Here is a 16783-nt window from a genome sequence, read left to right on the forward strand (position 1 = left end):
CCCTTCACTAATGTTATTCATTCGACACGCGAGCGATTCTTCCTTGTTCTAAATACACTAATAATATCGAAATATCTGCAGGATTTACTCCGGAAATGCGCGAAGCTTGAGCAATAGAAAGCGGACGGACTTCTTTTAATTTTTGTCGCGCCTCTGTTGCCAGACCTGTGATTGCATCATAATCAATATCTTCCGGAATTTTTTTGTTCTCCATTTTCTTCAAGCGCTCCACTTGTTGAAGCGATTTCTCAATGTATCCTTCGTACTTGATTTGAATTTCCACCTGCTCGGCGACATCTGATGGAATCTGTTCATCCGCTGGCGCAAGCATTTGAATATGTTCGTAGGTCATTTCTGGACGCTTCAATAAATCGGAAGCACGAATTCCATCTTTTAATTCGCTGCCCCCTGCTTGGCGAATGACCTCTTGCACTTGGGCGGTCGGTTTAATGATATATGCTTGAAGACGCTTTTTCTCTTTCTCAATTGCGGCTTTTTTCTCTAAAAACTTTTGATAACGCTCCTCAGAGATTAACCCCATTTTATACCCGATTTCTGTAAGGCGCAAATCAGCATTATCATGGCGAAGCAATAGACGATATTCCGCACGAGATGTCAACAAACGATACGGTTCATTTGTTCCTTTCGTAACAAGGTCATCAATTAAGACACCAATATAAGCGTCCGAGCGGCTTAAAATGAGTTCTTCTTTTCCTAACGCTTTTCTAGCCGCGTTAATTCCAGCAATTATTCCTTGACCAGCGGCCTCCTCGTAACCAGAAGTGCCGTTAATTTGCCCCGCTGTGTACAGATTTTTGACAATTTTCGTTTCCAATGTCGGCCATAGTTGTGTTGGAACAACCGCATCATATTCAATAGCATATCCCGCTCTCATAAGCTGCGCCCGCTCAAGCCCTGGAATTGTTTCTAGTATTTTTCTCTGAATATGCTCTGGTAAACTTGTCGATAGTCCTTGTACGTATACTTCTTCTGTGTTCCGGCCCTCTGGCTCAAGGAAAATTTGATGACGCGGTTTGTCGTGAAAACGAACAATTTTATCTTCAATCGACGGACAATAACGTGGGCCAGTTCCTTTAATCATTCCGGAATACATTGGCGACAAATGCAAATTCTCATCAATAATTCGGTGCGTTTCTTCGGTCGTATAAGTCAACCAGCAAGGAAGTTGGTCGGTAATATACTTTGTAGTTTCATAAGAAAATGCCTGTGGAACTTCGTCTCCTGGCTGAATTTCTGTTTTGCTATAGTCAATAGAACGACTATTCACTCGAGGAGGAGTTCCCGTTTTAAATCGCACTAATTGAAATCCTAATTCTTCGAGGTGTTCAGATAGCTTGATCGATGGTTGCTGATTGTTTGGACCGCTTGAATATTTAATGTCCCCAATGATAATCTCTCCGCGCAAAAACGTTCCTGTCGTAATAACGACGGTTTTTGCGTAATAGTGAGCACCCGTATGTGTAATAACCCCTTTGCACACACCGTCCTCGACAATAAGACGCTCTACTTTTCCTTGAAGAAGCGTTAAATTTTCTTCGTTTTCAAGCGTTTTTTTCATTTCATGCTGATATAAAAACTTATCAGCTTGTGCCCGCAGCGCACGAACGGCTGGCCCTTTCCCCGTGTTTAACATTCTTATTTGAATGTATGTTTTATCAATATTTTTTGCCATTTCTCCGCCTAAAGCGTCAATTTCGCGGACAACGATGCCTTTTGCCGGTCCCCCGATCGACGGGTTACACGGCATAAAAGCGACCATGTCAAGATTCAACGTGATCATTAATGTTTTTGCTCCTATGCGTGCAGCAGCTAATCCTGCTTCGCATCCCGCATGACCCGCGCCAACGACGATCACGTCATAAGAGCCTCCTTGATACTCCATCTGTCAACAGCCTCCTTCTTACTTTCCTAAACAAAACTGCGAGAACAGTTGATCAATTAAACTTTCATGCACCGTATCTCCAATAATTTCTCCAAGTAATTCCCATGCTCTCGTTAAATCAATTTGCACAATATCAATCGGAACGCCCTCTTTAATTCCGGAGATAGCTTCTTCCACCGCTTTTTTTGCTTGATGAAGCAGCGCGATATGTCGCGAATTCGAAACATATGTTAAATCATTCGCCTCTACCGATCCAGTAAAAAATAATGTCGAAATCGCTTCTTCTAACTCTTCAATCCCTTGTTCTTCCAAAAGGGAAGTGGTCACAATAGGACGGCCGTTAGCGAGTTGCTTAACTCTCTCCATATCAATCTTCTGTGGTAAATCGGTTTTATTGACAATAACGATAATATCCTTCCCACTTACCATTTCAAAGAGTTGCTCATCCTCTTTTGTTAACTCCTCATTAAAATTGAGCACAAATAAAATTAAATCCGCCTCTTTTACCATCTGCCGCGAACGTTCGACACCAATCCGCTCCACAACATCTTCTGTTTCACGGATCCCCGCTGTATCGATTAATTTTAACGGAACTCCGCGAACATTAACATACTCCTCAATCACATCTCTCGTCGTTCCTGGAATATCTGTTACAATTGCTTTATTATCATGAACAAGGTTGTTTAATAAGGAAGACTTTCCGACATTCGGTCGACCGATAATAACGGTCGCAAGTCCCTCACGTAATATTTTACCTTGCTGTGCCGTTTGTAAAAGCCGATTAATTTCTTCACAAACATATCGTGCCTTTTCCATAAGAAGCTGGTGAGTCATCTCTTCCACATCGTCATATTCCGGGTAATCAATATTTACTTCCACATGGGCAAGCGTTTCTAAAATCGTTTGCCGCAGGTGGCGGATCATTTTCGATAACCGACCTTCCATTTGACTGAGCGCTACATTCATTGCCCGATCGGTTTTAGCACGGATTAAATCAATGACCGCCTCGGCTTGTGATAAATCGATTCGTCCATTTAAAAAGGCGCGTTTTGTAAATTCTCCTGGCTCTGCAAGACGGGCTCCATTTGTAAGGAGAAGTTGCAAAACCCGATTGACCGAAACCAGTCCACCATGGCAGTTAATTTCAACAACATCTTCCCTTGTGAAGGTTTTTGGTGCCCTCATAACCGATACCATAACTTCCTCTACCGTCTGACCATTTTCCGGATCAATAATGTGGCCGTAATGAATCGTATGCGAATCGACATCTTGGAGCCGCTTACCTCCTGCTCTCTTAAAAATGCGATCCGCAATCGGAATGGCCTCATTCCCGCTCAAACGAACAATTGCAATAGCTCCCTCACCCATCGGTGTAGAAATAGCGGCAATTGTATCAAAATCCATGTGTTTATCACCTCTCTTTAGCCGCATTCGTCTATATTTATATTGTGAACAAAATAATAATCCCCGATAACAAATATTCCACAGTTTTGAAATTAATCATTATCAATTTTAACTTATCCACATGTGAATAACAATAATGAGAACAACGTTTTTCCATTCTGGATGATAGCAAAAAGCGAACAGAAAAAGAGGCTGTCTCAAATAATGAGATAGCCCCTTTCCCCACATCCTATATAACTCCAACACACATTTAACGACTCATTCGTTCATGCATAGGAGCTATAACAATATACCGGTGTGGTTCTGTTCCAACAGAAAAGGTTTTTACCTGTCCATTATTAGCCAATGCCGCATGGATGACTTTACGTTCATAAGCCGGGAGCGGCTCTAGTTTCACTTCTCTTTTCGTTTTTATTGCCTTTTCCGCCAATTTTTCTGCCAACTGTGTTAATACTTCCTTCCGCCTTGTCCGATAGTTTTCCGCATCAACCGTAATGTTGATATAATCTTGAGTATATCGGTTTGCAACAAGCTGTGCGAGCAGCTGTAACGAATTTAAGGTTTGTCCATGTTTTCCAATTAACAACCCTATCTTTTCTCCAGTAATAGAAAATAGCACTTCTTTGTCATTTTCAACCTTCTCAATGGTTGCCTTGATGCCCATCTTTTCGATAACATTTTTCAAAAATGTTTCTGTTTCTTCAATAGGATGTGGTACTACTGTTACTTTTACAACCGCTGGTTTATTTCCAAAAATACCCAAAAAACCTTTTTTTCCGTGATCCAGTATATCGATTTCCACGCGATCTCTTGAAACTCCTAACTCATTTAATGCCGATTGAATTGCTTCATCGACAGTGGAAGCGGTCGCGGTTATTACCTTCACTTTTTCTGTCCCCCTGAATGAGTAGATTTTAAATCAGGACCTTTAATGAGATACGTTTGAATAATGGAGAAAATATTTCCGACCACCCAGTAAAGTGACAAGGCAGCTGGGAAATTAATACCGAAAACAATAATCATGATTGGCATCAACCAGAGCATCATTGCCATTTGCGGGTTTTGTTGTTCCGTTCCAGCCATCATAAGTTTTTGTTGGATAAATGTTGCTACCCCAGCGACGATAGGTAGAATAAAATACGGGTCTTTAGCCCCTAAATCAAACCATAGAAAATTGTGGTCCGCAATTTCTCTTGTTCTCATAATTGCGTGATAAAAACCAATTAAAATCGGTGTTTGAATGATAAGCGGGAAGCAGCCAGCTAGAGGATTTACACCGTGTTTTTGGAACAACAACATTGTTTCCTGCTGTAATTTTTGCTGAGTCTGCATATCTTTAGAGCTATACTTTTCCCGAAGTTTTTGCAATTCCGGCTGTAATGCCTGCATTGCCTTGGCATTTCTTGTTTGCTGAATCATCAACGGTAAAATAACCAACCGAATAAAAATCGTAACAACAATAATGGATAGGCCATAATTTCCACCAAATAAATGTGCCACGTACTTAATTAACCAAGAAAGAGGATAAACGATATATTCGTTCCAAAATCCTTTACTCTCCGGGGTAATTGGCTGGTTCACTTGCGAACAACCCGCAATAAGGGCTACTAACATAACGAGTGCGATTGTTAACCAAATTCGCCTTTTCACCACATTTTCCTCCTAACATTTAAAAAATCTGTTCCTTTGTTTATATGTAGCTCATCATGGAGACGAAAACGGTTGTTTTATTAATACGCCCGCTTTTTTCAGTACATGTACTAAGCTTTTTTTCACCTCAGCATAATTCATTCCAGCAACAGGAATCCTCGCAATAATAACATAGTCGTGTCCAATAGCTATATGTTCACGCAGCTCTAAAAAAACTTGTCGAATGTATCGTTTTACTCTATTTCTTACAACCGCTTTCCCAATCTTTTTGCTCACCGATAGGCCAAGACGGAAGTACGGCTGCTCGGGACGATCCAAAACATAAACGACAAACTGCCGGTTTGCTGTTGATTTTCCTTGTTGGAAAACCTGCTGAAATTCTTCATTTTTTTTGATCCGATATTTTTTTTTCATCCCAAGTTAATACACTCCATATTCTTTTGTATAGCTTAGAAAAAAGACCACTGAGGTTTCAGTGGCCTACGCGGATAATACTTTTCTTCCTTTACGGCGACGGCGTGCAAGCACTTTACGTCCGTTCTTTGTGCTCATACGCGCGCGAAAGCCGTGAACTTTGCTGCGTTTTCGCTTATTTGGTTGATATGTGCGTTTCATTATATGACACCTCCCTGAGGAATAACTGTTACAGGCAGTCTTTCTAATTATAGTGAACAATCTAGTAAAATGTCAACCGTTCCAGGTGAATCGCGATATGATTTTTGGTTGTGGATAGTTTTTTTGCGCTTTTTCATCTATCAACAACATTTATCGACACTTTTTTCACAACTTCCTAAGGTGTGGATAATATTTTTTCCACAAGATATGAGTGTTGTGGATATTTTTCAAAAAACATTGCAACACAATAGTTTATTTGATATTATATTCTTGTTTTCACTCTGGATTATTTATGTGGATAGTCCGATTATCCACAGTTTGTGGATAATGTGTGGACAGATTTATTCAAGGTTGTAGAAAATTTTATCCACATAAAGTGGATTTTGTCGAAATGTCATATTTCTTCATTAATATTATTTTTCCACATACCACTTTTTATTTGATTCATAAATATACATCTATATGTTTAAAAAGTTGTACAAAGGTTGAACAACCCTTTGTAAAAGGAGGGCCAACGGGTGGAAAATATCGATGATTTATGGAACCAAGCGCTGGCGGAGATTGAAAAAAAAATTAGCAAACCTAGCTTCGAAACATGGCTCAAATCAACAAAAGCTCATTCTTTAAAAGGAGATACACTCGTAATCGTAGCCCCGAACGAATTTGCTAGAGATTGGCTTGATTCCCGCTATGCGCACTTAATCAGCGAAACAGTTTACGATATTACTGGTGAAGAATTCAACGTTAAATTCATTATTCCCCACACCCCAAACGAGGGAGAAGTAGATCTTAAATCAGCAGCAAAGAAACAGCGAAAAATCGACGACGAGCAGGCGGATTTCCCGCAAAGTATGCTAAATCCTAAATATACATTTGATACATTCGTAATAGGTTCCGGAAACCGCTTTGCACATGCAGCTTCGCTCGCTGTAGCAGAAGCACCTGCCAAAGCTTACAATCCGCTCTTTATATATGGTGGGGTTGGACTAGGAAAGACCCATCTAATGCATGCAATCGGTCATTATGTCATCGAGCATAATCCATCTGCTAAGGTCGTCTACCTATCGTCTGAAAAATTCACCAATGAATTTATTAACGCTATTCGTGATAATAAAGCGGACGATTTTCGCAACAAATATCGAAATGTCGATGTTCTATTAATTGATGATATTCAATTTTTAGCTGGAAAAGAACAAACACAAGAAGAATTTTTCCATACTTTTAATACGCTTCACGAGGAAAGCAAACAGATTGTCATTTCCAGTGATCGGCCGCCAAAGGAAATCCCAACTCTTGAGGATCGGCTTCGTTCGCGGTTTGAATGGGGGCTTATTACAGACATCACCCCGCCGGATTTGGAAACAAGAATTGCAATTCTTCGTAAAAAGGCAAAAGCAGAGGGTTTCGACATTCCAAATGAAGTAATGCTTTATATTGCTAACCAAATTGATTCAAATATTCGCGAACTAGAAGGAGCTCTCATTCGTGTTGTTGCTTATTCATCGCTCATCAATAAAGAAATTAATGCGGATTTAGCCGCAGAGGCGCTAAAGGACATCATTCCGAGTTCAAAACCGAAAGTTATTACAATTCAAGATATTCAAAGAATTGTAGGACAGCATTTTAATCTAAAGTTGGAAGATTTTAAGGCAAAGAAACGAACAAAATCGGTCGCGTTTCCAAGGCAGATTGCTATGTATCTTTCTCGAGAGTTGACGGATTGTTCACTTCCGAAAATTGGTGAAGAATTCGGAGGGCGTGACCATACGACTGTCATTCATGCGCATGAAAAGATCTCTACTTTATTACAGACAGATGTTCAATTACAAAAACACATTAAGGAGATTCAAGAAAAATTAAAACATTGATTCATAGTGTGAATAATATAAAAGGATTGCGCACAGTCTATCCACATGTGGATGACTGTGTTTCCTTTGCTTTTTATCACTTATCCACATGTCAACAGACTCTATTACTATTACTATTATTTTTTTATAAAAATATAAAAATACTTTCTAAACAATTTAGGGGGCGTTAGTCGTGCGACTTACTATTCAACGGGACCATTTAGTTCGAAGTGTCCAAGATGTCATGAAAGCTGTTTCTTCTCGTACAACGATTCCTATTCTATCTGGGATCAAAATTGTAGCGAACGATCAAGGAGTTACATTGACAGGAAGCGATTCCGATATATCCATTGAATCATTCATTCCGGTTGAAGAGGATGAAAAAATTATTGCCGAAGTATCACAGCCAGGTAGTATCGTATTACAAGCACGATTTTTTGCTGAAATTGTAAAAAAACTTCCTCAAGATACGGTAGAAATAGAGGTTGGAAACCAATTCGTTACCGTTATTCGTTCAGGAAAAGCAGAATTCAGCTTAAATGGTTTAGATGCAGAAGAATATCCACGCCTTCCGCAAATTAAAGAAGAGCACGTATTTAAACTTCCAACGGACCTATTAAAAACGCTTATTCGTCAAACAGTGTTCGCTGTATCTACATCAGAAACGCGACCGATTTTAACAGGTGTGAACTGGAAGTTAGAAAACGGCGAATTAATTTGTATTGCGACAGATAGTCACCGCTTGGCTTTGCGGAAAGCAAAAGTAGAAACGGACCATCATTTGTCGTATAATGTTGTCATTCCAGGAAAAAGCTTGAACGAATTAAGTAAAATTTTAGATGATAGCAATGAAAGTGTGGAAATTGTCATCACGGAAAATCAAGTTCTGTTTAAAACAAAGCATCTATTGTTTTTCTCACGATTGCTTGACGGGAATTATCCGGACACATCGAGACTGATTCCGGCAGATAGTCAAACGGACGTGATTGTTAATTCAAAAGAATTTTTCCAGGCAATTGACCGCGCTTCATTACTAGCAAGAGAAGGAAGAAATAACGTGGTAAAATTAACAACGTTGCAGGATGGGATTATTGAGATTTCTTCTATTTCCCCTGAGATTGGGAAAGTAACTGAAGAAATCCAAAGCGAATCCATTACGGGAGAAGAATTAAAAATTTCCTTTAGCGCTAAATATATGATGGATGCATTGAAAGCATTAGAAGGAACAGAAATTAAAATCAGTTTTACAGGAGCGATGCGCCCATTTATTCTCCGGCCGCTTCACAGTGATTCGATGCTTCAACTGATTCTTCCTGTAAGAACGTACTAACTGAATGATAAAGCTGCTAGGATGATGTGAATTCTCTAGCGGCTTTCTTTTCTATTGTTCAATTTTTGGGTAAAATATAATAATAGACATTTTTCCTAAAGAAAGCGAGCGGTGAATCAATGAAACAAAATATAGAAATCACCACAGAAACGATTACGCTGGGCCAATTGTTAAAGCTTGCACAAGCCATTGACACGGGCGGTATGGCAAAATGGTTTTTGCAAACCAATGAAGTATATGTCAATGGAGAACGAGAAAATCGCCGAGGAAGAAAATTGAAGCATGGAGATATCGTTGATATTTATGAGTTCGGTACCTTTATTGTAAAAGGTATGGAGTAGGTGAAGAATCTTTGCTTTTAACACATCTATCGTTAAAAAATTATCGCAATTATACAGTTCAAGAAGTCGAATTTACGAATAGCGTTAACGTCATTTTAGGAGAGAACGCACAAGGAAAAACCAACTTAATGGAAGCGATTTATGTTTTAGCGATGGCTAAATCCCATCGAACATCGAATGATAAAGAATTGATTCGCTGGGATGAAGAATATGCTAAAATAGAAGGGAAAGCTGTTAGACGGAGCGGTCCACTGTCGTTACAGCTTGTGATTTCAAAAAAGGGGAAAAAAGCAAAAATAAACCATATTGAACAACAGAAACTAAGCCAGTATATAGGTAATATTAATATCGTTCTGTTTGCTCCAGAAGATTTGCATTTGGTCAAAGGAGGACCACAAGTTAGGCGTCGTTTCATTGATATGGAAATGGGGCAAATCTCTCCTGTTTATATGCATGATTTAAGTCGCTATCAAAAAATATTACAACAGCGCAATCATTATTTGAAATTGCTACAAATGAAGCAGCAGCATGATGAAACGGTATTGGATATACTAACGGAGCAATTAATTGAGCTAGCTGCAAAAATCACGTTAAAACGCTATGAATTTTCGCAGTTGCTTCAAAAATGGGCTGAACCAATCCATTATGAAATTAGCAGAGGGTTGGAAAAGTTGCAAATTAAATATCACCCTTCCGTAGATGTATCAGAAAAAATAGAATTGTCGAGAATAATAGAAGCATATGTCGAGAAATTTGCTAAAATAAAGGAGAGGGAAATCTATCGGGGAACAACACTCGCTGGCCCACATCGCGACGATTTATCATTCCATGTAAATGAAAGAGATGTACAAACATTCGGATCGCAGGGGCAGCAAAGAACCACTGCTTTATCTATCAAGTTAGCCGAAATCGAACTTATTTGTTCAGAAACAGGCGATTACCCAATTCTTTTACTAGATGACGTGCTTTCGGAACTTGATGATTTTCGACAAACTCATCTGCTTAATACAATCCGCCAAAAAGTTCAAACATTTGTTACCACGACAAGTATTGACGGAATCGAGCATGAAGTAATTAAAGAAGCGGCTATTTATCAAGTGCGTTCCGGTCATATTTGTACTCCCTAGCAGTGAAGCTTCTTGACTGTTTTTCAAAGGAAAGCGTAGGTGATTAACATGACAATGGAACAAAAAATCGAACATATGTATGATGAGAGACAAATTCAAGTATTAGAGGGGCTTGAAGCTGTTCGAAAACGACCAGGCATGTATATAGGATCGACTGGATCAAAAGGGTTGCACCATCTAGTTTGGGAAATTGTGGACAATAGTATCGATGAAGCATTAGCTGGGTATTGTACGGAAATTTCTGTGACTATCGAGAAAGATAATAGCATTACTGTTGTCGACAATGGCCGCGGAATTCCGGTCGGTATCCAAGAACAAGTGGGACGACCTGCTGTGGAAGTTATTATGACCGTTCTTCATGCTGGTGGAAAATTTGGAGGGGGCGGCTATAAAGTATCAGGGGGGCTCCACGGTGTTGGGGCGTCCGTTGTGAATGCCCTATCGCAAGAATTAGAAGTATTTGTTTATCGTGAAGGAAAAATCCATTACCAAAAATATGAGCGGGGTGTTCCTTGCACAGATTTGCAAGTGATCGGTGAAACGGATCGGACAGGCACTACCACCCATTTTAAACCGGACCCGGAAATTTTCACTGAAACAACGGAGTACGATTATGACACGCTCGCAAATCGGTTGCGTGAATTAGCGTTTTTGAACCGAGGCATTAAAATTACGTTGGAAGATAAGCGCGTGAACAACCGGAAAAATGAATATCATTACGAAGGCGGAATTAAGTCATATGTCCAACATTTAAATCGGACACGTGAAGTACTTCATGAAGAGCCGATTTATATCGAGGGAGAACGCGACGGCATCTATGTTGAAATCGCTTTTCAATACAATGACAGCTATAGTAGCAATATCTATTCATTTGCCAATAACATTCATACACATGAAGGTGGAACGCACGAATCAGGCTTTAAAATGGCATTGACTCGCATTATTAATGACTATGCTCGGAAGCATCACATTTTTAAAGAAAACGATGCCAATTTGGTTGGCGAAGACGTGCGAGAAGGTTTGACGGCGATTGTTTCTGTCAAACATCCGGCGCCGCAATTTGAAGGGCAAACAAAAACAAAACTTGGAAATAGTGATGCAAGAACCGTAACAGACGCTATTTTCTCAGAACAATTTGAAACGTTTTTACTTGAAAACCCGGCTATTGCCAAAAAGATTGTTGAAAAGGGAATGATGGCGGCACGGGCTCGCCTAGCAGCGAAAAAGGCCCGCGAATTAACAAGAAGAAAGAGTGCCCTTGAAATTTCGAATTTGCCAGGAAAGCTAGCCGATTGCTCTTCAAAAGACCCTTCCATTAGCGAGTTGTATGTTGTGGAGGGAGATTCGGCAGGCGGATCGGCAAAACAAGGACGCGATCGTCATTTCCAAGCGATTTTGCCACTGCGCGGAAAAATTATTAATGTTGAAAAAGCGCGATTGGATAAAATTTTATCCAACAATGAGGTGCGGGCAATTATTACCGCTTTAGGTACAGGGATCGGTGAAGACTTCGACATTACCAAGGCCCGCTATCATAAAATTATTATTATGACTGATGCCGATGTCGACGGAGCGCATATTCGCACGTTACTCTTGACGTTTTTTTACCGCTATATGCGCGAAATTATCGAACGAGGTTATGTTTATATTGCCCAGCCGCCTCTTTATAAAATTCAGCAAGGGAAACGGATTGAGTATGCATATAATGATCGACAGTTAGAAAAGATTCTTTCTGAACTTCCTGAAAATCCGAAGCCGACGATCCAACGCTATAAAGGACTTGGGGAAATGAATCCGGAACAGCTTTGGGAAACGACGATGAATCCAGAAACGCGCACGTTACTTCAGGTAAGTCTAGAAGATGCTATTGAAGCTGACGAAACATTTGAGATTTTAATGGGCGATAAAGTGGAGCCAAGAAGACAGTTTATTGAAGAAAACGCGAGATATGTCAAGAATTTGGATATTTAGGATAGATGTTCGTATCTATCCTTCTTGCTTATGTATTGGAGAGTGTTCATGTACCACCCTCCCCCGGGAAAAAAATAAGTTTATTAAGGGAGGTTCTTTGAGAAATGTCTGAAAATCTTAACTCGCGAATTCGCGAAGTAAATATTAGTCAGGAAATGCGTTCATCATTTCTTGATTATGCGATGAGCGTCATTGTTTCGCGTGCATTACCGGACGTTCGTGACGGATTGAAGCCTGTTCACCGTCGGATTTTATATGCGATGCATGACTTAGGAATGACAGCGGACAAGCCTTATAAAAAATCGGCACGTATCGTTGGTGAAGTAATTGGTAAATACCATCCTCACGGCGATGCTGCTGTTTATGACACGATGGTGCGTATGGCACAGGACTTTAACTACCGGTATATGCTTGTTGATGGGCACGGTAACTTCGGCTCTATTGATGGTGATGCTGCGGCTGCAATGCGTTACACAGAAGCGAGAATGTCTAAAATATCCATGGAACTATTACGTGACATCAACAAAGATACGATCGATTATCAGGATAACTATGATGGATCGGAAAAAGAGCCGGTTGTTTTACCATCTAGATTTCCGAATTTACTTGTTAATGGCTCGTCAGGTATCGCTGTCGGTATGGCGACTAACATTCCACCGCATCAGCTTGGGGAAGTAATCGATGCTCTTTTAGCTTTAAGTAAGGACCCTGAAATGACAATTGCTGAGTTAATGGAATTTATACCGGGACCTGATTTTCCTACTGCCGGACAAATTATTGGCCGCAGCGGAATTCGAAAAGCTTATGAAACAGGGCGCGGTTCCATCACATTGCGTGCAAAAGTGGAAATTGAACAAAAAGAAAATGGGAAAGAAACGATTATTGTCCGCGAACTTCCATACCAAGTAAATAAAGCGAAATTAATTGAACGAATCGCTGAACTTGTGCGTGAGAAAAAGATTGACGGCATTACTGATTTGCGCGACGAGTCGGATAGAAGCGGAATGCGAATTGTTATGGAGGTCCGCAGAGACGCTAACGCTAAAGTCATCTTAAACAATTTATACAAGCAAACGGCTTTGCAGACAAGTTTTGGAATCAATATGCTGGCGCTTGTAGACGGAGAACCGAAAGTATTGAATTTGAAAGAATGCTTAATGCATTATTTAGAACACCAAAAAATTGTGATTCGCCGTCGTACAGCGTATGAATTGAAAAAAGCGGAAGCGCGCGCCCACATTTTGGAAGGATTGCGCATTGCCCTAGATCACCTAGATGAAGTCATTCACTTAATTCGCCATTCGCAAACGACGGAAATTGCAAAAGAAGGGTTGATGCAGAAATTCTCGTTGACGGAAAGACAGGCACAAGCAATTTTAGATATGCGCCTGCAAAGGTTAACCGGTTTAGAGAGAGAGAAAATTGAACAAGAGTACCAAGAGCTAGTCCGGCTTATTTCAGAACTAAAAGCAATTCTAGCAGATGAAGAAAAAGTGCTCCAAATTATTCGTGATGAATTAACAGAAATAAAAGAGCGTTTTAATGATGAGAGGAAAACCGAAATCGTAAGCGGTGGAGTCGAAGAGTTTGATGATGAAGACTTAATTCCTTGTGAAAACATTGTTGTTACATTAACGCATAAGGGATATATTAAACGATTGCCTCTTTCCACCTACAAAAGCCAGAGACGCGGCGGTAGAGGGATTCAAGGAATGAACACAAGCGAAGATGATTTTGTCGAGCATCTCTTGATCACTTCTACACACCATACGATTTTGTTTTTTACAAATAAAGGGAAAGTGTATCGCGCAAAAGGTTATGAAATTCCTGAATTCGGACGAACAGCAAAAGGAATTCCAATCATCAATTTATTAGAGATCGATAAAGACGAGTGGATCAATACTATCATCCCGATTGATCAATTTGATGATAATTCCTTCTTATTCTTTACGACAAAAGAAGGAATTGCTAAACGTTCCCCATTGTCTTCTTTTGCGAATATTCGCAACAATGGTTTGATCGCTGTGAGTCTGCGTGAAGGTGATGAATTAATTTCTGTCAAACTGACAGACGGCTCCAAACATGTGATTGTTGGAACAAAGAACGGGATGCTTATTCGTTTTCCTGAAACAGATGTAAGGACAATGGGAAGAAACGCAACAGGAGTCAAAGCAATTACGTTAGAGGGCGATGACGAAGTTGTTGGTATGGAAATTTTAGAAGAAAACCATGATGTATTAGTTGTAACGAAAAACGGTTATGGAAAACGAACCAAAGCATCTGAGTATCGAGTACAAAGCCGCGGTGGGAAAGGATTAAGAACGTGCAACATCGTAGAGAAAAACGGAACGGTTGTAGCTGTTAAAACAGTTACCGATGAAGAGGATTTAATGTTGATTACAACAAAAGGAATTTTAATTCGTATTGCGGTCAGCGACATTTCCAGAATGGGGAGAAATACAAAAGGAGTCAAGCTAATTCGCCTGTCAAGCGATAACGGACATGAGTATGTTGCTACAGTAGCCAAGGTGCCGAAAGAAGAAGGAAAAGAGTTAGAAGAAAACGAAGAGAATTAACCGGCTTGCTGATTCGAAAGTTAACTATTAACGCTTTCGGATCAGCTTTTTCATAAATAAAGGGGAAATTTGTTGTAAGACTGGGGGAAAAAAATGATTCGGGTCAAGATTAATCAATTGCAGGAAGGATGCATTCTCGCGGAAGATGTAACAGGAAAAACAAAAAAAACGATTATTCCTAGAAATACGGTGTTAGATTCAACACTTTTAAATATACTTGTGAAATTTTTGATTGAAGATGTCTATGTGGAACCAGTGTTATCGAATGGTCAACCATTTAAGCCATCAGAAATCATCGAACCAAAGTCGCCGAAAAATGAAATAGAAAATAAAAAAGAGGATGTTGTTACATTATATTTAAGGGCTGTACAACAATATAAAAAGTTTTTTCAAGCTTGGCAATTAGGGTCTCCAATTGATATTGGAAAAATTAGAGAATTAATCATTCCTCTACTTGATCGGCTTATCGAAAATCGGAGGGAGTTGCTCACCTTATATAGGTATACTACGAAAGAGGATTATTTATATCATCATGCTATTAGCGTTGGGCTACTATCGGGTTTTTTGGCTAAATATTTAAACTATAGCAAGGGAGATTGTTATCAAATAGCCCTTGCGGGAGTTTTATGCAATTGTGGAATGTCTAAAATTGATGAAAAAATCATTACGAAAAAATCGGCTCTTACGTCGGAAGAGTATAAAGAGATGAAGCAGCACACCGTATTAGGATATAAGATGGTTCAAAAAATACCGGTGTTGCAGGAAGGAGTTAAATTAGCAGTTCTACAACACCATGAAAGAAACGATGGAAGTGGGTATCCATTTGGAATTAGTGATAAACAAATCCATCCATATAGTAAAATTGTTTCAGTTGCAGATGTATATCATGCGATGGTTTCCGAACGTCTTTATCGAAAAAAGGAGTCTCCATTCAAAGCACTAGAACAAATACAAGTTGATAATTTTGGAAAATTAAGTATGGAAGTTGTGCAAGTGCTACTAGACAGTTTGACAACATTTAATAATGGAACAAAAGTAAAACTATCAAATGGAGAAATGGCAGAGATTGTGTTTATTCAAAGAAAAGAGCCAACTCGTCCAATTGTAAAAACGATGAACACAAACCAGTTTATTTCTCTAAATGAACAGCGTAATATCTTTATTGAAGAAGTTATTTATACCTCTTAGTTTCCTGCATTAGTACATTAGATTAAATACCTCCCCTACCAATAAATAATATCTTCCAGCGGGGGAGGTATAAAAAATGCTTGTCAAAACTAAAACACATATGTATAATAGACAATGTCTGAAATCGATGAATCAAATTTTAAAAAAAGATTGACATCGATTTTCGAAAATGTTAATATGTAATAGCTGTGTTAATTGAGAAGTGTTCTTTGAAAACTGAACAAAACGAAGCGTCCACTAAGAAAAGCGAAGGCGAGCGTTGAACGACGAAAGGAAAATGTTCTTCCGACGAGACATGCTTGCATGTCGATGGAGGAAGGTTATTTTCCGCGAGGCGTTGCGAGCCGAAGCTAGACAATAAAGAAAAGCTGAGGACGTCCGATAATCGGCGAAACGCGCTGTAGGGCCTGCGAGGAGGCTATTGCCGCCGCAGCAGGACCGAAGCGTCGCGAGCCGATGGCGTCTGAAGCTAGACAAATTAGCCAATCAAATTTCTTTGGAGAGTTTGATCCTGGCTCAGGACGAACGCTGGCGGCGTGCCTAATACATGCAAGTCGAGCGGACTAAAAGGGGCTTGCTCCTTTTAGTTAGCGGCGGACGGGTGAGTAACACGTGGGCAACCTGCCCGTAAGATCGGGATAACTTCGGGAAACCGGAGCTAATACCGGATAACACTGAAGACCGCATGGTCTTTGGTTGAAAGGCGGCTTTTGCTGTCACTTACGGATGGGCCCGCGGCGCATTAGCTAGTTGGTGAGGTAACGGCTCACCAAGGCGACGATGCGTAGCCGACCTGAGAGGGTGATCGGCCACACTGGGACTGAGACACGG

At 40.0% G+C, this 16783-nt stretch carries 13 protein-coding genes and 1 rRNA gene; 8 read left to right on the forward strand and 6 right to left on the reverse strand.

What is annotated here, in order from left to right; all coding sequences use genetic code 11:
* Positions 1-13: 13 nt before the first annotated feature.
* From mnmG to rpmH, 6 genes are all read right to left on the reverse strand, one after another.
* A complete protein-coding gene (gene mnmG, locus N667_RS0102690; RefSeq protein ID WP_027408140.1) occupies positions 14-1903 on the reverse strand; it encodes a tRNA uridine-5-carboxymethylaminomethyl(34) synthesis enzyme MnmG in 1890 nt (629 codons plus the stop codon).
* Positions 1904-1921: 18 nt separating this feature from the next.
* A complete protein-coding gene (gene mnmE / locus N667_RS0102695) occupies positions 1922-3307 on the reverse strand; it encodes a tRNA uridine-5-carboxymethylaminomethyl(34) synthesis GTPase MnmE (RefSeq protein ID WP_027408141.1) in 1386 nt (461 codons plus the stop codon).
* Between the two features lie 250 nt (positions 3308-3557).
* Positions 3558-4193 carry an RNA-binding cell elongation regulator Jag/EloR gene (gene jag, locus N667_RS0102700; protein WP_027408142.1) on the reverse strand — a complete coding sequence of 212 codons (636 nt, stop codon included), beginning with the start codon at positions 4191-4193 and terminating at the stop codon, positions 3558-3560.
* Positions 4190-4957 carry a YidC family membrane integrase SpoIIIJ gene (gene spoIIIJ / locus N667_RS0102705; protein ID WP_035097809.1) on the reverse strand — a complete coding sequence of 256 codons (768 nt, stop codon included), beginning with the start codon at positions 4955-4957 and terminating at the stop codon, positions 4190-4192. Before spoIIIJ ends, jag begins: the two co-directional genes overlap by 4 nt.
* 54 nt (positions 4958-5011) lie before the next feature.
* The gene (rnpA, locus tag N667_RS0102710; protein ID WP_027408144.1) at positions 5012-5371 is read right to left on the reverse strand and encodes a ribonuclease P protein component; all 360 of its coding nucleotides are present in this window, start codon (positions 5369-5371) and stop codon (positions 5012-5014) included.
* A gap of 66 nt (positions 5372-5437) precedes the next feature.
* The gene (gene rpmH, locus N667_RS0102715) at positions 5438-5572 is read right to left on the reverse strand and encodes a 50S ribosomal protein L34 (RefSeq protein WP_003397591.1); all 135 of its coding nucleotides are present in this window, start codon (positions 5570-5572) and stop codon (positions 5438-5440) included.
* A 518-nt stretch (positions 5573-6090) separates the two neighbouring features.
* Here rpmH and dnaA point away from each other — a divergent pair.
* From dnaA to N667_RS0102755, 8 genes are all read left to right on the forward strand, one after another.
* On the forward strand, positions 6091-7440 hold the full coding sequence (gene dnaA / locus N667_RS0102720; protein WP_027408146.1) for a chromosomal replication initiator protein DnaA: 1350 nt from the start codon (positions 6091-6093) through the stop codon (positions 7438-7440).
* Between the two features lie 172 nt (positions 7441-7612).
* The gene (gene dnaN / locus N667_RS0102725; RefSeq protein WP_027408147.1) at positions 7613-8749 is read left to right on the forward strand and encodes a DNA polymerase III subunit beta; all 1137 of its coding nucleotides are present in this window, start codon (positions 7613-7615) and stop codon (positions 8747-8749) included.
* Positions 8750-8868: 119 nt separating this feature from the next.
* Positions 8869-9090, forward strand: coding sequence for a S4 domain-containing protein YaaA (gene yaaA / locus N667_RS0102730; protein WP_027408148.1), 222 nt, complete (start codon positions 8869-8871; stop codon positions 9088-9090).
* Between the two features lie 11 nt (positions 9091-9101).
* Complete coding sequence (recF, locus tag N667_RS0102735; protein ID WP_027408149.1) at positions 9102-10217, forward strand: DNA replication/repair protein RecF; 1116 nt, start codon at positions 9102-9104, stop codon at positions 10215-10217.
* 48 nt (positions 10218-10265) lie between these two features.
* Complete coding sequence (gyrB, locus tag N667_RS0102740) at positions 10266-12188, forward strand: DNA topoisomerase (ATP-hydrolyzing) subunit B (RefSeq protein WP_027408150.1); 1923 nt, start codon at positions 10266-10268, stop codon at positions 12186-12188.
* A 104-nt stretch (positions 12189-12292) separates the two neighbouring features.
* Complete coding sequence (gene gyrA / locus N667_RS0102745) at positions 12293-14764, forward strand: DNA gyrase subunit A (RefSeq protein ID WP_027408151.1); 2472 nt, start codon at positions 12293-12295, stop codon at positions 14762-14764.
* A 93-nt stretch (positions 14765-14857) separates the two neighbouring features.
* Complete coding sequence (locus N667_RS0102750; protein WP_027408152.1) at positions 14858-15952, forward strand: HD-GYP domain-containing protein; 1095 nt, start codon at positions 14858-14860, stop codon at positions 15950-15952.
* Positions 15953-16445: 493 nt separating this feature from the next.
* Positions 16446-16783, forward strand: a 16S ribosomal RNA gene (locus tag N667_RS0102755); the annotation flags it as partial.

It is taken from the genome of Anoxybacillus tepidamans PS2 (genome assembly GCF_000620165.1).
GTDB classification, from domain to species: Bacteria; Bacillota; Bacilli; order Bacillales; family Anoxybacillaceae; genus Anoxybacteroides; species Anoxybacteroides tepidamans_A.